Source organism: Acinetobacter sp. UNC436CL71CviS28, from assembly GCF_000620525.1.
Taxonomy (GTDB): Bacteria; Pseudomonadota; Gammaproteobacteria; order Pseudomonadales; family Moraxellaceae; genus Acinetobacter; species Acinetobacter radioresistens.
Map to the genome: position 1 here is coordinate 1 of NZ_JIBB01000043.1, position 26397 is coordinate 26397.

Annotated in this window: 19 protein-coding genes and 2 pseudogenes; 12 read left to right on the forward strand and 9 right to left on the reverse strand. The window is 41.7% G+C overall.

Annotated elements, in window-relative coordinates:
* The 4 genes and pseudogenes from N518_RS0113095 to N518_RS0113110 form a co-directional block, all read left to right on the forward strand.
* Positions 1 to 220, forward strand: a pseudogene (locus tag N518_RS0113095) (IS4 family transposase); the annotation flags it as partial.
* Positions 221 to 243: 23 nt separating this feature from the next.
* Positions 244 to 1155: pseudogene (locus N518_RS16360) on the forward strand (AMP-binding protein); the annotation flags it as partial.
* A gap of 61 nt (positions 1156 to 1216) precedes the next feature.
* Positions 1217 to 2155, forward strand: a complete 939-nt coding sequence (gene paaX, locus N518_RS0113105) for a phenylacetic acid degradation operon negative regulatory protein PaaX (protein ID WP_005014257.1) — start codon at positions 1217 to 1219, stop codon at positions 2153 to 2155.
* Positions 2156 to 2191: 36 nt separating this feature from the next.
* Positions 2192 to 2806 (forward strand): carbonic anhydrase, encoded by a 615-nt coding sequence (locus N518_RS0113110; protein WP_005025919.1) that lies wholly within the window; start codon positions 2192 to 2194, stop codon positions 2804 to 2806.
* Between the two features lie 21 nt (positions 2807 to 2827).
* On the opposite strand, the gene N518_RS0113115 is transcribed toward N518_RS0113110, so the two are convergent.
* Positions 2828 to 3709 (reverse strand): LysR family transcriptional regulator, encoded by an 882-nt coding sequence (locus tag N518_RS0113115; protein WP_005014261.1) that lies wholly within the window; start codon positions 3707 to 3709, stop codon positions 2828 to 2830.
* A 164-nt stretch (positions 3710 to 3873) separates the two neighbouring features.
* Here N518_RS0113115 and N518_RS0113120 point away from each other — a divergent pair, with 164 nt between their 5' ends.
* From N518_RS0113120 to N518_RS0113150, 7 genes are all read left to right on the forward strand, one after another.
* Positions 3874 to 5391: a CoA-acylating methylmalonate-semialdehyde dehydrogenase gene (locus N518_RS0113120; RefSeq protein ID WP_005025916.1), complete on the forward strand. Its 1518-nt coding sequence runs from the start codon at positions 3874 to 3876 to the stop codon at positions 5389 to 5391.
* Between the two features lie 15 nt (positions 5392 to 5406).
* The gene (mmsB, locus tag N518_RS0113125; RefSeq protein WP_005025914.1) at positions 5407 to 6297 is read left to right on the forward strand and encodes a 3-hydroxyisobutyrate dehydrogenase; all 891 of its coding nucleotides are present in this window, start codon (positions 5407 to 5409) and stop codon (positions 6295 to 6297) included.
* A 77-nt stretch (positions 6298 to 6374) separates the two neighbouring features.
* Positions 6375 to 8033 carry an AMP-binding protein gene (locus N518_RS0113130; RefSeq protein WP_005025911.1) on the forward strand — a complete coding sequence of 553 codons (1659 nt, stop codon included), beginning with the start codon at positions 6375 to 6377 and terminating at the stop codon, positions 8031 to 8033.
* A 50-nt stretch (positions 8034 to 8083) separates the two neighbouring features.
* Positions 8084 to 9211 (forward strand): acyl-CoA dehydrogenase family protein, encoded by a 1128-nt coding sequence (locus N518_RS0113135; RefSeq protein WP_005025909.1) that lies wholly within the window; start codon positions 8084 to 8086, stop codon positions 9209 to 9211.
* Positions 9212 to 9255: 44 nt separating this feature from the next.
* Positions 9256 to 10029 (forward strand): enoyl-CoA hydratase, encoded by a 774-nt coding sequence (locus N518_RS0113140; RefSeq protein WP_005025907.1) that lies wholly within the window; start codon positions 9256 to 9258, stop codon positions 10027 to 10029.
* A 12-nt stretch (positions 10030 to 10041) separates the two neighbouring features.
* Positions 10042 to 11067, forward strand: a complete 1026-nt coding sequence (locus N518_RS0113145) for an enoyl-CoA hydratase/isomerase family protein (RefSeq protein ID WP_005025905.1) — start codon at positions 10042 to 10044, stop codon at positions 11065 to 11067.
* A gap of 119 nt (positions 11068 to 11186) precedes the next feature.
* Positions 11187 to 12524, forward strand: a complete 1338-nt coding sequence (locus N518_RS0113150; RefSeq protein WP_005025903.1) for an MFS transporter — start codon at positions 11187 to 11189, stop codon at positions 12522 to 12524.
* Positions 12525 to 12900: 376 nt separating this feature from the next.
* On the opposite strand, the gene N518_RS0113155 is transcribed toward N518_RS0113150, so the two are convergent.
* On the reverse strand, positions 12901 to 13839 hold the full coding sequence (locus N518_RS0113155) for a LysR family transcriptional regulator (RefSeq protein WP_005025893.1): 939 nt from the start codon (positions 13837 to 13839) through the stop codon (positions 12901 to 12903).
* Between the two features lie 201 nt (positions 13840 to 14040).
* On the opposite strand from N518_RS0113155, the gene N518_RS0113160 reads away from it, so the two are divergent.
* Entirely contained in the window at positions 14041 to 17520 is a 3480-nt protein-coding gene (locus N518_RS0113160; protein WP_026444366.1) for an indolepyruvate ferredoxin oxidoreductase family protein, read from the forward strand.
* A 335-nt stretch (positions 17521 to 17855) separates the two neighbouring features.
* On the opposite strand, the gene N518_RS0113165 is transcribed toward N518_RS0113160, so the two are convergent.
* From N518_RS0113165 to N518_RS16875, 7 genes are all read right to left on the reverse strand, one after another.
* Positions 17856 to 20954, reverse strand: coding sequence for an efflux RND transporter permease subunit (locus N518_RS0113165; protein ID WP_026444367.1), 3099 nt, complete (start codon positions 20952 to 20954; stop codon positions 17856 to 17858).
* On the reverse strand, positions 20944 to 22182 hold the full coding sequence (locus N518_RS0113170) for an efflux RND transporter periplasmic adaptor subunit (RefSeq protein WP_026444368.1): 1239 nt from the start codon (positions 22180 to 22182) through the stop codon (positions 20944 to 20946). The genes N518_RS0113165 and N518_RS0113170 overlap by 11 nt, the downstream gene beginning before the upstream one ends.
* A complete protein-coding gene (locus tag N518_RS0113175; RefSeq protein WP_026444369.1) occupies positions 22183 to 23508 on the reverse strand; it encodes a TolC family protein in 1326 nt (441 codons plus the stop codon).
* Between the two features lie 47 nt (positions 23509 to 23555).
* On the reverse strand, positions 23556 to 23714 hold the full coding sequence (locus tag N518_RS17400; RefSeq protein WP_228133342.1) for a hypothetical protein: 159 nt from the start codon (positions 23712 to 23714) through the stop codon (positions 23556 to 23558).
* 50 nt (positions 23715 to 23764) lie between these two features.
* Entirely contained in the window at positions 23765 to 23932 is a 168-nt protein-coding gene (locus N518_RS17520; RefSeq protein ID WP_392390226.1) for a hypothetical protein, read from the reverse strand.
* Between the two features lie 214 nt (positions 23933 to 24146).
* A complete protein-coding gene (locus N518_RS0113185; RefSeq protein WP_026056678.1) occupies positions 24147 to 25463 on the reverse strand; it encodes an MgtC/SapB family protein in 1317 nt (438 codons plus the stop codon).
* A 648-nt stretch (positions 25464 to 26111) separates the two neighbouring features.
* Positions 26112 to 26397, reverse strand: a 286-nt coding sequence (locus N518_RS16875; RefSeq protein WP_121980293.1) for an IS30 family transposase, incomplete at its 5' end; no start/stop codon positions are given.

The window sequence follows — 26397 nt, forward strand, 5'->3', positions numbered from 1 at the left end:
CTTCTGTTGGTGTTACTTAACGGGTGAATGGCAACATGATCAAAAAAAAGCGATAAAAATAAAGAAGCATGGACGACTCTCAATGAGTTTATTTCGCTATGGTTTAGACTATGTTCAAATGGCGATTCAGCGTTTAATTGGTTTTGGGAAAAAAGAAGAGTTTAAGGAAATTTTGGCAATTTTAAGAAGGCAGAACCCTGATAGGATAAGGGTTCTGTGAAATTTGTCGTGTACAGAGGTAATCAGGATATTATTCAGGTCTCGTATGGTTATGGGCTATTTACAGGAGGTCTGGGTGCACACTATGGAGTGGAACGTCTGGGAGCAACCGTTATTCCCATGTCGGGCGGACAGACAGAGCGTCAGGCACAACTGATTCATGACTTTAAACCAACTGCATTAATGGTTACGCCGTCTTACTGCCTCAATATTATCGAATGTCTGGAAAAGAAATTTAATACTGCAAAAAATACCTCAATTAAAACTGGAATTTTTGGTGCAGAGCCATGGACTAATGAGATGCGCCGTGAAATTGAAGAACGTCTGAATATTGATGCTCTAGATATCTATGGACTTTCTGAAGTTATGGGTCCCGGCGTAGCAATGGAATGTCTAGAAAGTAAAGATGGCCCCACCATTTGGGAAGACCATTTTTATCCGGAAATTATTGACCCTGAAACTGGTGAAGTATTGCCAGATGGTGAGCTGGGAGAACTGGTATTTACCACAATTACCAAAGAAGGTATGCCGGTTATCCGTTACCGTACCCGGGATTTGACGCGTCTATTACCCGGAACTGTACGACCAATGCGCCGTATGGACAAAATCGTCGGTCGTAGCGATGATATGATGATTATCCGAGGAGTCAATGTTTTTCCATCACAGATTGAAGAGCAGATTCTGCATATCCCGCAGCTCATTCCCAATTACCAGATTCATATCTGTAAACATGGACATTTAGATAGCCTGCACATACGTGCAGAAATGCGTAAAGAAATTAATGATATGATGGCACATCAACTATCCCAGCAGCTTATCAGTCAGATTAAAATAATGGTGGGTATTACGGTGAGTGTAGAGATAGTGACTGAAGGCACCCTCCCGCGTTCAGAAGGTAAGGCTCAACGGGTGTTTGACATACGGCAATCGGCATAAATTGGTCTAGGTGGTTTATCCTGTGATAAATCACTTCGTTTCAAAGGTGAATTTAAACGTGATGAACCCAAAACTCAAACAAGTCATCGATGATTTTATCAGTAATGAGCCTTTGAGCGGCACTTCGCTCATTATGACTGTATTTGGTGACTGTATTTTCCATCGTGGTGGAATCATCAGTCTCGCCAGCCTGATTCAGCTGATGGATGTATTCGGATTCAATGAACGTTCGGTACGTACAGCCGTTTTCCGGCTGGCACAAAACGGCTGGCTGATTTCTGAAAAAATAGGCAGAACCAGTTATTATCGCGTTACAGAAAGCAGTCGCCAGCGCTTTGTGAATGCTGACCAGAAAATTTATAATCTGAGCCATAAAGAATGGGACCAGAAATGGGACCTGGTGCTACTCAGTTCAGTTGAGCTTGAAAACAAGATTATTTTAAAAAAAGAACTGGAATGGCTCGGTTTCGCCAATATTGCTACCAATGTTATGGCATATCCGGGTTGTGATCATCTTAAACTGCAAAGTCTGCTACTTAACCTAAAAATGAGTGATCAGGTGGTTCTTTTCAAGGCGGAGGCTCTGGAACTCTGGCAAGAGTCTTATCCAACTGTAAAACGTATGGTCGAGACTAACTGGCCGGTGCAGGAATTACATCAGCGTTATGAAAAGTTTATTGGTGATTTTAGAGAAGTCCTGAATCTGATTGAAAGTATAGATGACCTGGACCCAATACAAGCCTTCCAGATCCGTATTTTACTGATTCATCAGTACCGCCGTATTTTACTTAAAGATCCAAATCTGCCTTTTGAATTACTGCCTTCTAACTGGCTTTCACTAACTGCCCGCAATCTTAGCAGTAATGTATATCAAATGGTTTTTCATCCGGCAGAAGATTTTTTTCTGGAGCTGGCCAGAACTGCAGAAGGCTCTATGCCACCAGCACATCCACAGTTTTACAAACGTTTTGGCGGTTTAAAACAGGAAGTTACCATATAGCTTTAGGTAAATAGAATAAATTAAAAGGAAGTAAAAATGCCATGTTATGAGATTGATGGAGTTATTCCGGTAGTAAGCCCCGGAGCCTATATTCACCCAACAGCCGTATTGATTGGTGATGTTATCATTGAAGAGGGAGTATATATTGGTCCATTTGCCAGTCTGCGGGCAGATTTTGGCCGTATACATGTTCGGAAAAATGCGAATATTCAGGACTCATGTACTGTGCATGGCTTCCCGGCCAGTATCACTTTAATTGAAGAGTATGGACATATCGGTCATGGCGCCATTTTACATGGCTGTAAAATTCGTAAAAATGTTCTGGTAGGTATGAATAGCGTCATACTGGATGACGCAGAAATTGGTGAAAATACTATTATTGGTGCCAATAGCACGGTCAAGGCAAAAGCAGTCATTCCTGAAAATGTGCTGGCTTTGGGTAGCCCGGCTAAGGTTATTAGAGTATTAGAAGCCCAAGAAATTGAATGGAAGCGAAAAGGAACTGAAGAGTATATACGTTTGGCTGAGCGTAGCCGGCTTACTTTAAAAGAAGTACAACCTCTGGCTCATGAATATTCTGAACGCAAGACCTATCATGACTTTGAGTCAGAGCATGTCATTAAAGCCGCACTGGATAAAGCTCAGATTTAGTCAATATTTTAGTTAAAAAGTTTAATCCATAAGTAGATGCTGGTATTTGTCAGCCTGTGTTCTTAAAAAATCCCATACCAGCTTGATGCGTGGCTCATGCTGTAAATCTACCAGTGTCAGCATCCAGAAAGTATGAATAAAACGGACTTCTTTGTGCAGTACCTGTTCAAGTTCTGGTTGTTCATCTGCCAAGAATTTGGGCAAAATTGCCAGACCTGCTCCGGCACTAACAGCGATTTGCTGAGCTAAAATACTGCTACTCCTGAAGCTGGCACTCAGTTGTAGGGGCAAACGTTCCAGACAGTACAGTTCAGGACTATATATCAGGTCATCGATATAGTTCACAAAACGATGCTGTTTTAAATCTTCAAGCTGATGGATAGGTGAACTGGCCGCCAGATAATCTTTGCTGCCATATATTTTTAAACAGTAATCACTAAGACGGGTAATGATATAAGGCCCGGATTTTGGACGGTCAATCGAAATGACAATATCGGCTTCACGGTGAGAAAGCTTGATCATTTTAGGTACAGGGATTAAATCAATGGTAAGCAGAGGATACTGTTTGGATAATTCTGCCAGTAATTTTGCTAAAAATGCAGTACCAAAGCCTTCTGGTGTGCCAATTCGCACACGACCTTGTAAAGGCTGATGAGGCTTTTCTATCTGTAAAAATGCCTGTTCCATCTGTTCCACTCGCGGAACCAGAGCCAGCCCTTCAAGCGTCAATTCATAACCCGTGGCTTCCCGTTTAAATAACGGCGTCCCTAATGCCAGCTCCAGTGCCTGAATCCGTCTAGATACCGTACTATGTTCTACTCCAATAATACGTGCTGTATTGGTGAGGGTTTTGGCTCGTGCCAATACCAGAAAAAACTGTAGATGATCCCAATCCACTTTCATTTTTATTTTATCCCTTGTGCATATTTGCACAGTAATCGTGCGCGAATTTGTATTGGTAGTCAAAACCTTCTTTGTTAGTCTCAAGTGAAACCGAAAAGATGAAAATACGGCTTTAGGATATTTTCTGATTACAGCACAACAAGAATATCGCCCATGGAGAGGCTATGAACACAATGACAAATATTCAGACCACAACAGCCAAATTATTAATTAATGGGCAGTTTGTAGAATCTACTACTTCAGAATGGCAGGATATTATTAATCCGGCCACACAAGAAGTTGTGGGTCGTGTGCCGATGGCGACGCCAGATGAAGTAGAAGCTGCAATTAATGCTGCACAAGACGCTTTTAAAAGCTGGCGTTTAACCCCGATCCAGGCACGTATGCGTATTATGCTCAAGCTGCAAGATTTAATCCGTGACAACATGAAAGAGATTGCCCATGTGCTGACTACTGAGCAGGGTAAAACCCTGGCAGATGCTGAGGGCGATATTCAGCGTGGTCTGGAAGTAGTCGAACATGCCTGTTCAATTGGCACATTACAAATGGGGGAATATGCCGAAGGGGTAGCACGCGGGGTAGATACTTATACCTTACAACAACCGCTAGGAGTCTGTGCCGGTATTACACCTTTTAACTTTCCAGCCATGATTCCCCTCTGGATGTTCCCGATGGCGATTGTATGTGGTAATACATTTGTTCTCAAGCCATCTGAGCAGGACCCGTTATCTACCATGATGCTGGTTGAGCTTGCGGTTCAGGCCGGTATTCCGGCAGGCGTCTTAAATGTTGTGCATGGTGGCAAAGACGTAGTCGACCGTTTGTGTACACATCAATATATCAAGGCAGTTTCTTTCGTAGGGTCAACCGCTGTTGGAACTCATGTCTATAACCTTGCCGGTCAGCATGGTAAGCGTGTTCAGTCGATGATGGGTGCGAAAAATCATGTCGCTGTCATGCCCGATGCCAATAAAGAGCAAACTCTTAATGCTTTAGTCGGCGCCGCATTTGGAGCTGCCGGGCAACGTTGTATGGCATTGTCTGTAGCTGTTATGGTAGGTGAAAGTAAGAACTGGATTCATGATCTGGTAGAAAAAGCCAAAATGCTGAGTGTAAATGCCGGTCATGAGCCAAATACAGATATTGGACCAGTGATTTCAAAACGTGCTAAAGCCCGAGTGGTAGAGCTAATTAATAGCGGTGTAGAAGAGGGCGCCGAACTTTTACTAGATGGCCGTGATGTTGAGGTTAAAGGCTACGAAAATGGCAACTTTGTTGGCGCTACGATTTTCAACCATGTCAGCACAGACATGCGTATTTATAAAGAAGAAATCTTTGGGCCTGTGCTTTCGATTATCTGTGTGGATTCTCTTGAAGAAGCAATCGAACTGATCAATGCCAATCCATTTGGTAATGGCGTTGGTTTGTTTACCCAAAGTGGTGCAACAGCACGTACTTTCCAGAACATGATTGATATTGGCCAGGTTGGTATCAATATTCCGATTCCAGTACCAGTACCGTTCTTCAGTTTTACAGGCTCACGTGGCTCAAAACTTGGAGATCTCGGGCCTTATGGGAAACAGGCTGTCCAGTTCTATACACAGACGAAGACCATTACCAGCCGCTGGTTTGAAGATACGCAGGAAGCAGGCGAAGTAAACACAACCATCAGCTTACGCTAATTCAGGAGTTCAAGGATGAATATTGCTTTTATTGGTCTGGGAAATATGGGCGGGAAAATGGCCCAGAATCTCCTCAAAGCAGGTTTAAATGTCTACGGTTTTGATTTAAGTGAAACTGCAGTTACCTACTTTACAGAGGCTGGAGGGATTGCTTGTGACAGCCCTCAGGCCGCGGCGCGAACGGCAGATGTCGTTATTACCATGTTACCTGCGGCAAAGCATGTAAAGGATGTATATCTGGGGGAAAATGGCGTTTTGGCAGTACTTAAGGCGGGTAGTTTATGTATCGACAGTAGCACTATTGACCCACAAACAATTAAAGATATTGCAGCAAGTGCAGCAGAAAGAGAGATTACTATCTGTGATGCACCAGTTTCTGGTGGAACCATAGGTGCACAGGCAGGAACATTGACCTTTATGGTCGGCACAGATGAGGCTACTTTTATACGGGTTAAAACGGTGTTAACTCCGATGGGCAAAAACATGGTGCACTGTGGTGATGTAGGTGCAGGACAAATTGCTAAAATCTGTAATAACCTGATTTTAGGCATATCTATGGCCGCCGTCGCTGAAGGTATGGCACTTGGAGTCAAGCTAGGGATTGATCCACAGGCACTTGCTGGTGTTATTAACAGCTCAAGTGGCCGCTGCTGGAGCTCTGAGGTCTGCAACCCTTGGCCAGATATCTGTGAAAATGCGCCAGCTTCCAAAGGCTATAAGGATGGTTTTGCCACACAATTAATGCTGAAAGATCTTGGTCTGGCGGTTGAAGCAGCGGGGCAGGTCAAACAGCCCGTAGTATTGGGTGGACTGGTACAGCAGCTTTATCAACAGCTATGCATGCAGGGTAATGCCAACCTCGATTTTTCAAGTATTATTCAGCAGTATCTTCCAAAACAAGCATAATCATTTAGCCAGTGGATGGCATAAAATCAAAACACCCGTGTCATGAATAACAATAAAACCAGACTGAGGTAACAATCATGTTGGATTATCACGATGCAGTAAAAGAATTTGATTTAAATACGGTGGTAAGAAATCTGTTAGCAGGGTCACCAGAACAACTTAATGCATGCCATGAATGTTGTGATCGCCATGCTGATGTAGATAGCGACCAGATTGCGTTGTACTGGCAGGGCAAGGATGGGAGAAAGGAACAGTATACGTTTGGCCAGTTAAAGCAATGGTCAAGTCAGTTTGCTAATTTTTTAAAATCTCAAGGGGTAAAGCCCGGTGACCGGGTATCCGGTTTATTACCCCGAACGCCTGAATTACTGGCAACCATTTTAGGCGCTTGGCGTATTGGCGCAGTATATCAGCCCCTGTTTACGGCTTTTGGACCTAAAGCTATAGAACATCGCTTACAGCTGGCAAAAAGCAAACTGGTCATTACCGATATTGGCAACCGCAGTAAGCTCGAAGAAGTCGAACAGTGTCCGAAAATTGTGACCGTGGCAGACCGGGAGGGCAATGTACCACAGGGTGATCTAAACTTCTGGAATATGGTTAATGCGCAATCTGACCAATGTGAAATGGTTATGCAAACCGTTCAGGACCCGTTCTTGCTCATGTTTACTTCCGGCACAACTGGTCCTGCAAAACCACTGGAAGTACCATTGAAAGCCTTAATCGCTTTTGGCAACTATATGAAGGATGCTATTGGACTGAAAACTGAAGATGCCTTCTGGAATATTGCCGATCCGGGCTGGGCGTATGGTTTGTACTATGGAATAACCGGACCATTACTTTTAGGTCATGCCACCTTGTTTTATGAAGGGGGCTTCAGTATCGAAAGTTTATGCCAGATTGTAAATGATTATCAAATTACCAATTTGGCAGGCGCACCTACCGCTTACCGTATGATGATGGCTGCTGACCCTGCACAGATGGGCCAGCTTAAAGGAAAGTTTCGTGTGGTTAGCAGTGCAGGTGAACCCTTAAATCCAGAAGTATTTCGCTGGTTCAGACAGGTTCTGGATGCACCAATTTTTGACCATTATGGCCAGACCGAGGTAGGTATGGTGGTATGTAACCACCATGGACTAAATCATGAGATCCGTGCAGGTGCAGCCGGCTTCGCAAGCCCGGGTTACCGTATTGCTGTCGTAGATGAGCAGGGAAATGAACTTCCTGCAGGTACTCCAGGTATTTTGGCAGTAGACATTAACCAGTCTCCCATGATGTGGTTTGGTGGTTATAAAGAGAGCCGTAAAACTCCTTTCGTAAAGCATTATTACCTTACAGGTGACACTGCCGAACTCCATGAAAATGGCAGTATGAGTTTTGTAGGCAGAAGTGATGATGTCATTACAACTTCGGGTTACCGTATTGGACCTTTCGATGTAGAAAGTGCACTTCTCGAGCATGATGCCGTAATTGAAGCAGCTGTGGTTGGAGTACCTGACCCGGAGCGCACTGAAATTGTAAAAGCTTTTGTCGTTCTGGCAGAAGGCAGAGCTCCCTCAGATGAGCTGTCAGAGCAGCTTGGACAATTTGTAAAAAAACGTCTATCCGCCCATGCTTACCCAAGACAGGTTGAATTCGTGACCGAACTCCCTAAAACGCCAAGCGGAAAGATACAGCGCTTTTTACTACGTAATCAGGAAATCGCAAAACAGCAGGCAAACAGCAAGGCTGTCTGATGAGGCAATACCTCATTCATAAAGAGGATAACTTACTCAAGGATCATGAGATGCAATTTACGGAAGAACAGTTATTAATTCAGGATATGGCAAGAAGTTTTGCGCAGGAACAAATCAAGCCCAAAGCAGCCGAGTGGGATAAACATAGTACTTTTCCTAAAGAAGTCTTATCGCAAATGGGCAAGCTGGGTCTTATGGGTATGCTTATTCCAGAGCAGTGGGGTGGTTCAGACACCGGGAATCTGGCCTATGTGTTGGCCCTTGAAGAAATTGCGGCTGCAGATGGTGCGACCTCGACCATTATGAGTGTCCATAATTCTGTTGGTTGTGTACCTATAGCTAAATTTGGCACAGCCGAGCAAAAACAGAAATATCTGATGCCATTGGCTCAAGGTGAGATGATTGGCGCATTTGCACTGACTGAACCTCATACCGGTTCAGATGCAGCTGCTATCAGAACCCGTGCGGTAAAAAATGGAGATGACTGGATTATTAATGGTGCCAAGCAGTTCATTACTTCTGGAAATAATGCAGGAGTTATTATTGTGTTTGCCATAACTGATCCGGAAGCAGGTAAAAAAGGAATCAGTGCATTTATTGTGCCTCGTGAAACACAAGGCTATGAAGTCGTTCGTACCGAGGAAAAGCTTGGCTTACATGCTTCAGATACCTGCCAGATTGCCTTAACTGATGTACGTGTACCTAATACTTTAATGTTGGGACAACAAGGCGAAGGGCTGAAAATTGCACTTTCCAATCTGGAGGGTGGCCGTATTGGAATTGCCGCACAAGCTGTTGGACTGGCACGTGCTGCAATTGAAGAAGCGACCCGTTATGCTAAAGAACGCATTACCTTTGGCCAGCCTATTTTTGAACATCAGGCTATTGCATTTCGTTTAGCCAGTATGGCGACAGAAATTGAAGCAGCCCGTCAACTGGTTCATCATGCAGCCCGTCTTAAAGAAGCAGGTAAACCCTGTCTGAATGAAGCGTCTATGGCGAAATTATTTTCTTCGGAAATGGCAGAGCGGGTATGTTCGTCAGCTTTACAAATTTTTGGCGGCTATGGCTATTTAAAAGACTTTCCTATTGAGCGGATTTATCGTGATGCTCGTATTTGTCAGATCTATGAAGGTACAAGCGATATTCAGCGTCTGGTGATTGCGCGTAGCCTATAAGGTTCTAACAGTTTGGAAGGATTATAAAAATATAAGGATGAAGTATGCAGTTTGAAACAATCTTACTAGAAAAACGTAACGGGGTAGGTCTCATTACCTTGAACCGGCCTAAGGCCTTGAATGCATTAAATTCCGAGTTGATCAGTGAAATAAACCTGGCACTTGATGATCTGGAAAAAGATCAGGAAATTGGCTGCATGGTTTTGGCAGGTTCAGAAAAAGCTTTTGCTGCGGGCGCAGATATCAAGGAAATGGCTGAGCTTGCCTTTCCCGGAATTTATCTTGATGATTTTTTCAACCTTGCCGACCGAATTGCACAGCGCCGTAAACCTTTAATTGCAGCAGTAAGCGGTTATGCGTTAGGGGGCGGCTGTGAATTAGCATTAATGTGCGATTTTATTTACTGTGCAGATAATGCCAAGTTTGGCTTGCCAGAATTAACTTTAGGTGTGATACCGGGTATAGGGGGCACACAACGCCTGACACTTGCAGTAGGTAAAGCCAAAGCAATGGAAATGTGCCTGACCGCACGCCAGATGGAGGCTGTTGAAGCAGAGCAGTGCGGTCTGGTTGCCCGCATTTTCAGTAAAGAGCAACTGCTAGAACAGACCATGCAGGCAGCTGAAAAAATTGCATCCAAATCTTTAACTGCAAGCATGATGATTAAAGAGTCGATTAATCGTGCCTTTGAAGTAAATCTAGCTGAAGGTTTACGCTTTGAACGCCGTGCTTTTCATTCTGTATTTGCAACGCTAGATCAGAAAGAGGGTATGCAGGCATTTATTGAAAAGCGCCAAGCTCACTTTAAAAATCAATAGGAGAATGATGAGATGGATATGGAAAAGCATTTAATCATTGAACAGCAGGGCGTTCTGGGAATAATCAGTCTAAACCGTGTCGCAAATCTTAATGCACTTTCAATTGAGATGATTCATCAGATTCATATGCAATTTGAGACATGGCAACAGGATCATTCTATTCAGGCTATATTGATTAAATCAAACAGTCAAAAAGCTTTTTGCGCAGGTGGCGATATTCGTTATCTATATGATAATTATAAAAACCAAACTGAAGCGCATAAAGCATATTTTAGTGCTGAATACGACATGCTTAACAGGATTCGTGATTATCAGAAACCGGTTATAGTCATACTGGATGGCTATGTGCTGGGTGGAGGTTTCGGTCTGGCACAGGCCTGTCATATTATTGTGAGTAGTGAAAAGTCCCGTTTTGCCATGCCGGAAACAGCAATCGGCTTTTTCCCTGATGTTGCAGCAACACACTTTCTATCTCGTCTTGATGATATCGGCGTCTATATGGCGATTACCGGCGAGCAAATCAGCAGTAGTGATGCACTTTATCTTGATCTGATTGACTACCATGTGCCTGGAGAAAAACTTCAGGCTTTACAGAATGAGCTGGCTCATTCATCCAGTTTAAATAAAGAAAAAATACAACAGATGATTGGAAAGTATATTACCCGTCCTGCTGAGAGTGATCTAAGTTCACGGTCTGAAAATATTCGAAAACATTTCGGTTTTAAAAATTTGCAGGATATCGAACAGAGTCTCGAAAATGAACAAGACGAGCAGTACAAGGCATGGACAAATAAAATACTGATTACCTTGCAGCAGCGTTCCCTGATTGCGAAACAGACCAGCCTGAGACTTCAGCACTTAGGACGAAGTTTGTCATTACAACAGTGCATGCAGATTGAGCGTGATTTACAGGATATCTGGTTTGAACATGGTGACTTCATTGAAGGTGTCCGTGCACTTATTGTTGATAAAGACAAACAGCCGCAATGGAAAAAAGGCAATCCAGAGCTTGAACAAATTCTAGAGCGACTCGGCTGAGTCATTCATATAGAAGTTATACATTCAAGGAGACTAGAGAGAAACTGAAAATACTTATGGTCAGGGCTGATTATACGTATAAAAACTCAAAACAAGAAAATCTAAAAAGGAATATGACAATGCAAACAATACATGGAAACGGTTCGCATTCTAAAAAGTCTTCTCACCGCCTGGCAGGTATCTCAAGTATGGTAGGGACGACTATTGAATGGTATGACTTTTTTATTTATGGTGCTGCTGCTGCACTCATTTTTAATAAATTATTTTTTCCAAACCTTGATCCGCTCACCGGTGTACTCGCAGCTTTTGCAACCTACGCTGTTGGATTTATTGGTCGACCATTAGGCGGTATTGTATTTGGCCATTTTGGTGACAGGGTAGGCCGAAAATCCATGTTATTAGTGACTTTAATGTTAATGGGTATCCCGACAGTCATGATCGGACTGTTACCTACATTTGAGTCGATCGGTTACTGGGCTACGGTTTGTCTGATTATTTTAAGATTTATTCAGGGTATGGCGATGGGCGGCGAATGGGGCGGGGCAGTTCTCATGGCTGTTGAACATGCTCCAGAAGGTGGAAAGGGTTTTTGGGGAAGTTTACCACAGGCCAGTACTGGAGGCGGTTTAATGCTGGCTTCGGTGGCTTTGGGTCTAGTGTCTTTACTACCCGAGGAAGCATTGTTTAGCTGGGGCTGGCGCTTACCATTTTTAGCCAGTATAGTGCTGTTGGCGGTAGGTTGGTATATCCGGGTGAAAGTTCCTGAGTCGCCAGACTTTGAAAAAATTAAAGAAAAAGCGAAAGAAGTTAAAGTTCCTGCATTACAGGTGTTTAAAAATCATCCAAAACAGTTAATTACAATTATTCTATCACGCGCTGCTGAAAATGCCTGGTTCTACTTGGCTTCCACCTTTGCTTTAGCCTATACCACCACGCAGTTAAATATTCCTAGACAAGATATTCTATTTGCAACAATTTGTGGCGCTGCTGTCATTATGGTAATGACTCCATTATGCGGACATTTATCCGATAAAGTCGGCCAGCGTAATATGTTCAGATTTGGTCTTTGTATGCTTGCACTATATAGCTATCCATTCTTTGCAATGTTAAATACAAAAGATCCTGTTTTAGTATGGACAGCAATCGTATTGGCAATTGGTGTAATTTTTCCAATTATGTATGCACCGCAGTCACAATTATTTGCTCGCCAATTTCCTGCTGAAATTCGCTATAGCGGTATTTCAATTTCGGTACAATTTGCAGGTGTGTTAGGTGGCGGTTTGGCGCCATTAATTGCTACAAAGCTATTGAGTATTGGTGAAGGAAGTCCGCACTTAATTATTATGTATATTATAAGCTTTGCAGTATTGGCAATTATTGCTTCTTCATTCTTAAAGCCTGACCAGAAGCTCAAGCCTACAGAAACGTTTACACAGAAAGAAATTAAAACTTTATAGAGCTTTCTAAAAGCTTTTAACAAGTTTTACTGAAGCTGGATTTTTGAATACCGTTATACAAAGTGTATGGCGGTATTTTTATAGAATTTAACTTTACCACAGCATTTCGCATAATGTATATTATGTTAAATAGGATATCTGAGACTGTAGCCTGCACAACACTGTTTGTTGCTATAGCTCAGCAACGTGAATACCTGCATCTAATTCACATTGATAAGTATCCTAATGCATAATTACCTAATACGAAATTTCGCAAATGTTATAGCATGGTCCATAGTATTTCGTACATTTATAAAGATAGCTGACTGTTTTATAAATTGTTTATCACAGAACCCTTCTGATTTTATATCTTAATAATTTTGACAGTGAATCAGAGTTATAAAAAATATTCTGTATCATTCTGAATCTTAGGCGAAATATGCTGATCGACCCACCTTAACCATGCTCTTGTTTTAGCATCAATAAAATGACGTGATGGTAATAAGGTATAAACACCAATATCAGGTGATCTCCAGTCTGCTAAAACGCGACATAATCGTCCAGTACGTACAGCTTCGATAACAGTAAAAGTTGGAAGCAAAGCAATACCCATGTCTTGCTGTACCATATCCAGTAATAATTCTGGTGTGTCTGCAATTAATGGTCCTGTAATATCGACTTGGTACGAACAACTATTTTTACTGATGAGATGCCATTGTGGTGTAATAGATGGGTTCACCAATCTTAAGCAGGCATGCTTTTGCAGGTCATCTAATGATTCTGGTTCACCGTATTTTTTTAAATAGGCTGGTGATGCACAAAGTAATGAAAATATTGTCCCAATTTGACGAGCAACAAATCTTGAGTCAGTCAATGATTCCGTAAGATATAAACTTACATCAATTCCTTTACCTAACAGGTCTGGCACATTCTGTGAAGTACGGTACTCAACCGTAAGCTTTGGATGGTTTTGACAGAACTCCGCCATTACTGGTGATACATAATGATGTCCGAAGCTTCCCATGCTCAAAACACGTAACCTCCCCTGCGGTTCGGTTGCCATTCCCATTGCCTGAGTTTCAGCTTCTTCTACCATCGCAAGTACTTGCCGGCACTGCTCTGCATAACTTGCACCAATATCGGTTAATGCGTGCTGCCTCGTAGATCTCTGTAGTAATTTTGTGCCTAAACGCCCTTCTAACTCGCTAATAAGTCGGGACACTTGCGCTGTTGTAAGCTCCATCTGCTCTGCAGCAGCCGTAAAACTCCCACTATCAATGACTTTTAGAAAAGCATGCATTGCATGTAGCAATCCACCATCAAGATTTTTGCGCATAACGTAAATATCTTTTTCTTAATTACGCATTGTTGCACCAGTATGGATCAACCACAATGACATTAATGTACATACATTAATCAGTTCCATTATTTTTAATTAAACTGATCAATCCTTTTTTAAGTATGTCATTTACTCCAAATATTCAACCGGATGTTGAACATAAAGTAGCTTGAACTACAAGATTCTAAGGAGACATAAATGAATATATCTACAAAATTTACTCCAAATAAGATTTTAACTAAGGACGTATCACTTGAAGACAAATATCTAAGTGATAACGGTACTGCTTACATGACAGGTATCCAGGCATTGGTGCGTTTACCACTCGCGCAAATACGGCGGGATACTTTAAACGGTTATCATACTGCTGGTTTTATATCTGGTTATCGTGGTTCCCCTTTAGGGAATTATGACAATTTTCTCTGGCAGGCTGAAAATATACTTAAAGACCATCATGTTGTTTTTCAGCCTGGTGTAAATGAAGATCTAGCTGCTACTGCAATTTGGGGTACGCAACAAGCCAATCTCGCAGGTCAAGGTAAATATGACGGGGTAACCGCCTGGTGGTATGGCAAAGGCCCTGGTGTAGATCGTTCTGGAGATGTACTCCGTCATGCCAATCTTGCAGGAACATCAAAGCAAGGTGGCGTGGTTGCCTTCTTTGGAGATGATCACTCTTGTAAATCTTCTAGTATTCCACACCAGTCAGAACATGTCATGATTGGTTGTGGCATTCCAATTTTTTATCCTACTTCAATACAACATATTCTTGATTTAGGTGCTCATGCGGTAGCAATGTCACGCTTTGCAGGTGTATGGACTTCGATGAAATTAGTCAGTGAAATCGTCGAAACCTCTGCTTCTGTTCATGTTAATTTAGATCGGGTCATTCCTGTATTACCCAAAAATATTCAAATGCCTGAAGATGGCGTAAATATTCGTTGGCCAGATCACGGCATTCAGCAAGAAGAACGTCTTTATAAATATCGCTTACCCGCTGTGTTGGCTTATGCGCGTGAAAATGAACTGAATCAGGTGACATGGCATTGTCCTGATGCACGTATTGGTATTGTAGCAAGTGGTAAAGGTTATTTAGATACAATTGAAGCGTTACGTATTCTAGGAATTGAAGGTCAGACAGCCCAACAGCTCGGACTGAGAGTATACCAAGTTGCGCTGATTTGGCCCCTGGAACCTCAAGGTCTTCGTGAATTTGCCGAAGGTTTAGAGGAACTTATCGTTGTAGAAGAAAAACGCCCTATCCTGGAAGCACAGATTAAAGACGAGCTATATGCACTTTCAGATGCCAAGCGCCCTCGTGTCATCGGTAAAGCCTGTGATGGAAAGGGTGAATGGAGTACATCTATTGATGAAGCGCCTTTGATTGGTCATTATGAATTTCAGCCTGAACCTATTGCCAAAATGCTGGCAGCTCGATTCTTGAAACTGGAGATTCCAGAAAGCTTAAAAACACAAATCCAAAACAGAGTTGAGCTGTTAGAAAAAGCAGAACAGGAATCACGTCGTGTTCTTGATATTGCAGAACGCAAACCTTTCTTCTGTAGTGGCTGCCCTCATAATTCATCAACCGCATTACCAGAAGGTAGCCGTGCATTAGGGGGAATTGGTTGTCATTTTATTGCTGTTTCACTGGATCGTGGTACAGAGACCTTCTCGCAGATGGGTGGTGAAGGTGTGAGTTGGGCTGGTGCCTCTCATTTCACCAACGAAAAGCATATTTTTGCTAATCTGGGAGATGGAACTTATTTCCATTCAGGTTATCTTGCAATACGTCAAGCAATTGCTGCAAAACTCAATATTACCTACAAGATTCTCTATAACGATGCAGTAGCAATGACCGGCGGGCAGCATGTCGATGGTCATCTCAGCGTGGCGCAGTTAACACGACAACTTGATGCTGAGGGAATCAAAAAACAAGTGATTGTTACAGATGAACCTGAGCTGATTCATACAGAAGAAGGTATTGCGCCTCACGTAGAAATTTACCACAGAAATGAGTTGGATGATGTTCAACGCAAATTACGTGAAATTTCAGGCGTTACGGCGCTAATTTATGTTCAAACTTGTGCCAGTGAAAAACGCCGCCGCCGTAAACGCAACGCTTATCCGGATATTGCAGAGCGAGTCTTTATCAATACTGATATTTGCGAAGGCTGTGGTGACTGTTCCAGAAAATCTAACTGCTTATCTGTTGAACCCGTTGAAACAGCGTTAGGAACGAAACGACAAATCAATCAGAGTAGCTGTAATAAAGACTTTTCCTGTGTAGAAGGTTTCTGTCCAAGTTTTGTGACAGTCCATACTCGCGATATGAAACGCCCGGAAATATTCAAAGGTATAGAAGCTGGCTGGCCTGAGAAGCCAATTCTTCCTGAACTCGATCAACAACCAGTACGTATAATGGTCGGTGGTGTTGGTGGTACAGGTGTGGTTACCGCAGGCGCTTTACTTGGAATGGCTGCTCATTTGGAGGGTAAAGCTGCACGTATTATGGATATGGCTGGACTGGCTCAGAAAGGTGGTACGGTTTATTCTTACGTAGAGCTCGCTACAGAAGATGATCAAATCTCTGCTACCAAGATCCCTGCTGGTCAATGTAATCTTTTAATCGGTGCAGATCCTATTGTCGCAGGTAGCAATGCAGCACTTTCTCGCTTAAAGGCCGAGGCTATGGTAATAGTCAATGAAGATGGTTCCCCTACATCTGATTTCCTTGAGTCTCATGACTGGTATGCTCCCATTACTGACTTGATTAATCGGCTGCGTAATCGCACTACACAAGGAAAACTCTTATCTTTGCCCGTAACACGTATTGCTACACTAGTGCTGGGTGATGCAATCTTTGCAAATCAGATACTACTTGGAATGGCTTGGCAATCAGGTCAGATCCCGTTAAATCGTGAAAGTATTGAAAAGGCCATCTATCTTAATGCCACTGCAGCTGAAAAAAATCTTGAAGCTTTCCGCATCGGTTGTCATCTGATGAGTGATCCTGACTTAGCAAAACGCATTATTGCAACAATAACAGTAAAGAATAAACCAGCTACATTGGCCGAATTAGTTGAAGACCGCTCTTCTCGCCTTGTCGAGTACTGGAATCAGGATTATGCAGCCCAGTATCGGGCACTTGTGGAACAGGCTGCCAAAGTCTTACCAGAAGACCTGACTGGAACAATAGCGACTCAGCTATATAGAGTCATGGCATATAAAGATGAATACGAAGTTGCACGCTTACTCACAGGAAAAAGTTTTAAACAGTCTATTGAAGCGCAGTTTGGTCAAGGTCTGCGTTTAACTTATCATTTAGCACCTCCAGCTTTGGGGGCTCATGGTACTATACGCAAACGTGCTTTCGGATATTGGATGCGCATTCCAATGATGATTCTTGGACGACTGCAGTGGCTTCGGGAAACGTTCCTTGATCCCTTTGCGTTACAGCAAGAACGACAAAAAGAACAGGCTTGGCGTGATCGTTATATCACATTTGTGAAATCCATTACTTCTGCACCTGAAAATTATGATTTATCTGTTGCTCAGCAAATCGCTAAATTACCTGCAGATGTAAGGGGTTTTGGCCCTGTCAAAATGCAAGCAATGGAAACAGCAATACAATGTTGGGATGAGCTTTCGTTAAGTCTCCATAGAGCTGATCAATAAACAGGATAAGTGTATATAGTAGCTGAAACAGGATTAAACCCAGACTTGAATCTTGCTGTACCTGTTCAGCTACTTAATTAAGCTATACAGAAATAAATCTCATGGCTTATTTAATACATAGCCCCTATTTCACCATTCAGCATTTTTTATATATAAGTCTTTTCATGTGAATTCGTTCTACTCTCTGAGGATTATTATTCTAAATAGCAGTTAAAGCTTGGACCTACTTCTCCTGAAGTCACTTATTATATATTTACACTTTTGAAATTTTTCTACTATAAAATTACCTTTAAAAGAAAGCCTTTGAACAGTCAAAGGCTTTCATAAGACTCACTTTACCTCTGAGGACTATTCACCCATCTATAGAGAATAGGCAACAGTACAAGTGTGAGCAAGGTAGACGATATAATTCCACCGATGACTACAGTTGCAAGGGGCCTTTGTACTTCAGCACCTGTACCTGTAGCAAGCGCCATAGGAACAAAGCCCAGTGATGCCACGCAAGCCGTCATTAATACAGGACGCAATCGTAAAATCGCCCCCTGCCATACCGCTTCATGCAAGTTGTACTTCAAGCGTAACTCTTTAATAAACGTCAGCATTACCAGACCATTCAGTACAGCCACACCAGATAAAGCAATAAATCCAATCCCTGCTGACATGGATAATGGAATATCTCTCAGCCAGAGAAACAGAACTCCTCCCGTCAATGCAAAAGGAACACCTGTGAATACCAGAAAACTGTCTTTCATATTATGAAAAACTGCTATCAATAAAATAAAAATCGTAATTAGAGCCAATGGAATAACAATTTGCATACGGGTTTTAGCTGAAGCCAGATTTTCAAACTGGCCACCATATTCTATCCAGTAGCCACTTGGTAAATCATAGGTTTTAAGCTGTGTCTGCAAGTCACTGATAAATGAGCCCAAGTCTCGCCCTTCAACGTTGGCAGTGATAACCATACGGCGTTTACCGTTCTCACGACTTACCTGATTGATACCTTCAATACTGGCAACTTTTGCGACATCAGACAATATAATACTGCCGCCATTTGGGAGTCGTATTGGCAATTGGGAAACATCAGCCACATTTCTGTCCTGATCTCTTAAACGAATAACGAAATCAAAACGGCGGTCTCCTTCCAGAATTTCTCCAACCTGCTGTCCGCCAATGGCAGTAGCTATCACATCTTGAATAGATTTAACACTTAAGCCATATTGCGAAGCTAAAAACTTATCAACCTCTACCGCACTGCTTCCTGCGACCTGCTGAATAATTTTGGCAATTTTAGCAGCCTCGCCATTGAGAACTTGCATATCATCACCAAAAATCTTGACTCCTACATCGCTACGTACCCCTGAAATTAACTCATTAAAACGCAGCTCAATCGGTTGAGAAAATTCACTGTTATTCCCCGGAATTGTTGCAAGGTAACTTTCCATCCGGGATCGGAGCTCATCAATGCTCTCTTTAGGGTCAGGCCATTTTTCATTTGGTTTAAGCATGATATAGCCATCAGAAATATTAGGTGGCATGACATCTGTTGCGACTTCAGCGGTGCCGGTACGTGCAAATACTGCTTTAATTTCAGGAAAATTCTTTAATAAAAGCTTTTCTGTGTTTTCCTGCATACGTAAAGATTCTTCTAATCCTGTACTAGGAGAACGTAATTGTTGTACGGCAAAATCACCTTCACCAAGCTGTGGCGCAAACTCGCTCCCAAGTTTAGTAGTTAAAACACCTGTAACCACCAGAAGACAAATAGCAAATGTTAAGACTACTGCTTTATATTCATAAGCAACATTTAAAGTCTTTTCATAAGATTTCTTGAGCGAAGTCATCCAGCCACTTTCAGTTTCGCGAATATCTCCTTTAACCCATAAAGCGACTGCAGCAGGGACAAAAGTTATAGACAGAATCATTGCAGCAATCAGTGCCAGGACTACAGTCAAAGCCATCGGATGGAACATTTTCGCTTCTATACCACTTAAAGCAAAAATTGGTAAATACACCACTAAAATAATAAGCTGCCCGAAAATCAGGGGACGTCGTGCCTGTCGAGCAGCTAAAAACGCCTCTTTAAATCGCTCACTTTGTGTTAATGGACGTTTAAGTAACTGCTGTGCATGGGCCAAACGGCGTATACAGTTTTCAACAATTACCACTGCACCATCAACAATAATTCCAAAATCTAGTGCCCCCAGACTCATCAAATTAGCACTAATATTTTTTTGTGCCATTCCTGTTAAGGTAAATAGCATGGAGAGCGGAATAACGCAGGCGGTAATCAGAGCTGCTCGTATGTTTCCCAAAAATAAGAATAGTATAACAATAACAAGTACCGCTCCCTCAACCAGATTTTTCTGTACAGTTTTAATCGCTTTTTCAACCAGAGACGTACGGTCATAGACCGTTTCTATAAATACTCCCTTGGGTAAACTGTTTTGAATATCCCGGATTTTGGCATCTACCGCTTTAGAAACAGTCCGGCTATTTTCTCCCATTGCCATCATGGCAATTCCCAGAACAGTTTCTTCACCATTATAGGTTGCGCCACCTGTTCTTAGATCATGTCCTATGGAAACTTGCGCAATGTTACTGACCCGAATGGCACGACCACTGGAACTGGTGACTAAAGTATTCTCAATATCTGAAATGTTGTTGAGTGTGCAAGGAATACGGACTGTAAGTTGCTGTCCATTATCTTCAATAAATCCTGCTCCTCTATTTTCATTATTTTGGTTTAGAGCCTGCTGTAGCTGTTCTAAAGAGATATTAAGCTGTTGCATGTAGCTGAAGTCAGGTGATACCACATAGTTTTTTTCAAAACCGCCAATACTGTTCACTTCAGCCACACCTTGTACACGCTGCAACTGAGGCCGAACTACCCAATCCTGAATTTCACGTAAATCCATAGCGGTATAAGCAGTTCCATCAGATTTTTTCGCCTTTGGCTCTGCTCTTAGTACCCATTGATAAATTTCTCCAAGCCCTGTAGAAACAGGTGACATGATTGGACTGGTTTGTGCCGGTAACTCTGCCTGAATCTCTTGTAACCGCTGGTTAATCTGCTGACGTGCCCAATAAATATCGGTACCATCTTCAAATACAATGGTAACTTGAGACAGTCCATAGCGGGAAATAGAACGGGTTAATTCCAGATCAGGAATTCCGGCCATTGCATTTTCAATGGGATAAGTAATACGTTGTTCTACTTCAAGTGCAGTAAACCCATTTGCCTGGGTATTAATCTGTACTTGGGTGTTCGTAATATCTGGTACTGCATCAATAGGTAACTTTTGATAACTGTAAATTCCAACTGCAATCCAGATACAGGCAAACAGCATGACCCATATAGCATGTTGAATAGAGAACTGGATAATACGTTCAAACAGGCCTTCTGCTCTTGGCAGTTCAGAGTTAGTGTTCATGACCGGCCTCATCTTTTTCCAGTTCAGACTTCAGCAGAAAACTACCTTCACTAATATACTTCTTGCCGTTAGCAAGCCCGGAAATTACCTCAAGCCATTCCCCGTTACCTGAGGCTTGGCCCAATTTCACCTGTTGAGCCTTTAGATGAACCTGTCCTTTTTCTTCAGATTGCAAAATAAAAACGGTATCTTTGCCTTCAATACGTTGTACGGCTGCTTTTTTTACCCGAAGAGACGTTTTAGCAGCAGGCTTGGCCATCAAAACACTCACTAATACATTAGGACGTAAACTGGCAGACTGCGTATCAAGCTTGGCACGGACTATTAGCCGCCCTGTCTGACTGTCTGCCTGCGAGGTTAAACTTTGTATTCGTGCAGTATGGGTCTGCTCTGTACCCATTAGTTTAAATAAAACTTTCTGTCCGGCTTGTAGTGGTCCTGCGTATTGAGCGGGTAAAGTAAACTCCAGCCATAAATTATTGAGCTGTTCAATGACAAAAATTTGATCAGCCAACTGGACATTTTCACCTACTACAATATCTTTCTGACTGATGACACCAGAAATCGGTGCCCGAATAACAAAACGCCCATGAGTATTACTACTTGCCCCCAAGGCATTTAAGCGTGCCTGTGAGGCTTGTACAGCAACCTGTGTCTGTCGGTACGCATTTTCAGCACGCTGATAATCCTGTTTGGCTGAAATGCCCTGTGTCCAGAGTTGCTGTTCACGTTGATAGTCTTGTTTGGCAAGCTGAAGATTTGCCTGTGCCATACGTAAATTTGCCTGCTGATCAATCAGTTCAGGAACCAAAAGCACTGCTAGAGTTTGTCCTTTTTGAACACTTTGCCCTAAAGACACCTTTACTTGCTCAACATGACCACTGAAACTCGGCGATACATGGGCTTGCTGGTCAGTATTTACGACCAGTTTACCTGGCAACAGAGTAACCTCTTCCACTGGGCCTGTACTTGCTGTGGCGACTTTTAGACCCTGTTCAGCCATTTGACGGGCTGTCAGTTTTATCTCGCCTTCCTTTTCCTTAACATGCTCTTCTGTCGCATGAGCCTCATCCTCGCCGTCTCCGGTATGTTCATCCTCATGTCCATGTTCAGCAGTTCTCGTTTCCTGCTTATTTAACCAAATGATCAGGCTCACCAGTGCGGTTAGTGCAATCAGAATCGCAATCATGAGAGGCTGGGATAATTTTCCATATTGTTTCAAGTTCATTTATCGTGTCCCCTCATTGATTAAATTCTGTAATGTTTCAGCCGCATTTTGATTTAGTTGTATGTAGGCATCAGAACGGCTGATTTCTTCATAGCTTGTTCCAATACTTAGGGCTTCAGCACCAAGTGCGCTCTGCCAGGCTTGCCGTAATGTCTGTAACATCGCCAAACGTAGACTGTGCAGCTGTGAAGTCGCCTGCTGGACATCTGTAATTGACAATTTACCTGCCTTAAAGCCCTGTAAGGTCCTGCTCTGGACTTTTTCAGCCAAGTCAATTTGACTTGTGATCAGTTCATATTGATTCCGTAAAGCCTTGAGCTGATGCATGCTATTTGCAATATCAAGTATTTGCTGTTTTAGTTCACGCTGCTGCTGTTGATTCAGCAAGATCTGCTGCTGCTGCGCAATAGGAATGGCATATTGCTGACGATTGAAAAGATTAAGGGGAAGATCGACCCCCAGTGTTAACGCCGTCTCATTATTTTCATCAGGAGACCTTGTACGGTTCATCCCTACATTTAAGGCGGGCTGTGGGCGAGCCTGGACTTTTAAACGTTCAATCCGGTAATTGGACTGCCGGATATTTAAAGCATAAAGTTTTTCCAGCCATCCTTCAGAAATATAATGCTGTACTGTCTGATTACTCTGATCTGGCCAAGGAATAGAAGTTTTGCTTAAATCAATTTGTACATGGGTTTCACCCCATAAATTTGAGAGTTGACGTCCTGCCGACTGCTGATTTAATACAGCCTGCTGATAAAGCCGTTCCATTTCTAACGCTTCAATCTGAGCCCGCTCATAATCAACCAAGGCAATGCTTCCTGCCTGATAGCGTTTCTGGGCACTCTCTAAATTAGCTTTACTTATTCTAAGCTGCGATGCATAAACAGTACGTTCCGTTTCTGCAATTGCTAACTGTGACCATGCATATCTGACAATTAATTGGCTTTGCGCATTCCATAACTGTTGTTGCAATTGCAGCTGCTGACCTGATGTATTGGCTATGGCCTGGCTAAGCTTGCGCTGACCAAAAATATCTAAGGGCTGGCGAATACCGAGGCTGAATTCCTGCTCCTGATCTGAACCGAATCCTGACTGTTCAACCGTTAGGCTCGGATTTTGCCATAATTGGCTTTGGCGAATATTTAAATCAGAAATTTGTGCATAATGCCGAGCTATTTCAGCTTGTGCCTGATAGCTCTGTACTTTGGCATACGCAGATCCAAAATTGCTAATATTTTCAGCATAACTATGTGATGGCACAATAACTGTAAATAGACAGGCCATCAGAGCATGACGTAATAACGTCCTTGACTGTAAAGACATGATTTTTCCCACTTAATTAAATTTAGAAGTGGTGAGAATGTTTTAGGCTACCCCACCATAAGCGGGGAAAATTCGGGAGGTGGACTTTGCTGAAACAGGTCAGGTGCCTGATAGCTGTTCTTCCAGTGAAACTCTGGAATGACATGAGTTTCAAAAACTGGAATTAAAACCGAGATTTTTTCATTTTGCACAATCAGATGCGTCATGGAAGGCAGATGATCCTGATGATCTTCATCAAGCTTTAAATTATTATTCTTTATGTCTTTATGTCTTTATGATCTGATTGGGTATCATGCTTATGCTGGCGGTCATGACTGATACATAGGGTATTTTGATGATGGCCAAAATGATAACTCTGCTGTACTAAAGTTTGCTCTTCATGGACGCAAAAGGCCGCTGCCACGTTCCAAAGACTTTGGAACATGAATAATCCAACCAAGACTGTAATCCATGTGGTAGACCGCATACGGTACTTTAACGAATTAAATTGCTTGTTATTATAGAGAGTATGTGTTGGCTAGCAAGTTCTATGTAGTTCTTATTGAGAATCGGCTCATTTGAACGATATTTTTAATAAATTTAGCTGTTTTGGTAAAATTGCAAAAGTACTTCAGAGATCTGGATTTTAAATTATGCTTTCAGATTAAGATTTGATGAAAGTAAATAATCAGCATTATAACAACCGCCATATGAACAACTTGCACAGGTGCAAAATATAAAAAAAACTTCCAGCCACCGGTTAGAAAGGCATTAATACTTTTTGAAAGTGCATGTGCAGCCAAACCAATGACAACTGCATAAATCAGAGTCAAATTAGCTGGGTTTCCTTGTACTACTACCCCGGCCATAGCAGCATGAACTTCAAATAGTGACGCTAAAAAAGTGCTCAAGATTAAGCCTTTATCTCCTAATATAAGATTTGCTCCATAAATTCCGGCCTGAATGAGAGTGAGGCTAACTGCAATAATGACGGCTTCCTTGAGACTAAACATGCGGTCATCTGCTTGATCAACTTGTTTTATTAGACGGGTATCTGAATGATTTGACCGGTACATAAATAAGCCTGTAGCAGCACATAGTATGCCTATCCCAGCCAGACTTGGGATAAAAAGCAGTTTGAACCACATTAAACTTACACCTGAGACAATCAGCAGTAATTGCAGTAAAGTCGCTACACATGACATCAGAGCAGCACCGGCATTCACTTTGGCAGTGGCTTCTCCGGAGCGGACTTGCATGCCAAGACTGGCGATAGTGGCAGTACTAGAGACAAAACCTGAAGCTAGAGCAGATAAAATCAATGCTTTGTCATTTGATAAAATGCGTTTTGCCACATGTGCCATAGATTGCACAATAAGGATTAAAACCAGTAATTTTAAAATGACATATGGGTTTAGTACTGAACCCCATAGGGGTTTATTTGGCATGATCGGTAAAGCGATCAAAATGAGGGCCAGTAAAAGGAGTCCATCCCGGAGTTCATAATCTCGAATGGTTTTTCCAGCAAAGCGATGAAGGCTAGTTTTCCCCATTAAAATAATGGTTTTTCCAGCAAAGCGATGAAGGCTAGTTTTCCCCATTAAAATAAGGGTAAGCAATACTGCCATACTGGCTGCTAATGGAATATTCCAGATGCACGCCGCCCCAATAAGGTAGGTCATTAAAAAAGCCAGTTCAGTGGTGGAACCAATATCTTCTTTTTGTTGAGATAAACTATACAGGCAGAACAGGCTTACGGCTATTGCCCCCACTACTCCAACATACGGGTGTATAACAAAACACAAAGCCCCCAATAAGGCGCTGATCGTAAAAGACCTTAATCCCGCGAAACTTTGTTCATTGCGGGTATTTTTATTACGTTCCCGCTCTAGCCCGATTAAAAGACCACATCCTAATGCAGACAATATAATTGTGAGAAGCTCTTGAAAAGTTAGACTTTGCAAAAGAATATTCAAATGCCTTTCCTTTTATCAGTTCATATTTATCTTTATAAGATATTATTATTAAAAAGCAACCAATTTAAAATACATAACTGATTGAACCAATAAAAGTATAATATTATCGAATGAAAAAACTCAGAATCCTAAAGAAATAATTAATTTTATTATTCTCATCTTTATAAAAATTTCAGTTTTTAGTAAAAAGACCAAGCAACTATAAAATATTTTTGAATTATTAAAGATATATTACATTTACCTATTAATTATTTAAGCCTAGCATGAATATTAAATAATTTAATTAAATTAACTTTAATCAATTAATTATGTTTAATTTTTTCTCAAAATTTTATTTAAAACCCAACATAAAATTTTACAATTTACTATTAAATAAAAGTTATTTTAAAAATTTTATAATCTAAAAATAATTAATTATTATCAATATCTTAATTTTAATTATATAAGTTATCTTTATATTATATAATAATTAAGCCATTGAAATTAATATATATTTGTACTTAAGTAAAGTAAATTTGTTTTCTCATAATTAGAATAGTAGTTTAAGTAAATATTTAAAAAAACCATGATTCTCTACCTAAAAATATATTAATAATGAAGTGAGAATATAAGATGATTGAATGGTTACAACATGAATTAAGGGCGAATTCAAACATGAGGTGCGACAGTTTGAAAAGTCTTATGATAATCAACAAGCTGAGCAAATTTCTCTAATGGTGTAAGCCAATCTAACGCTTTTCTAGGACGAGTATTCAGTGACATGGCAACTTGATTTAAATAATGCTGATCTGCCTGATTTAAATCAATCCCTTTAGGTAAATATTGCCTAATTAAACCATTCATATTTTCGCATGTGCCTTTTTGCCAGGGTGAATGTGGGTCACAGAAATATACATCTATGCCTAAATCTTCTTCAAGTATTTTATGTTCTGCC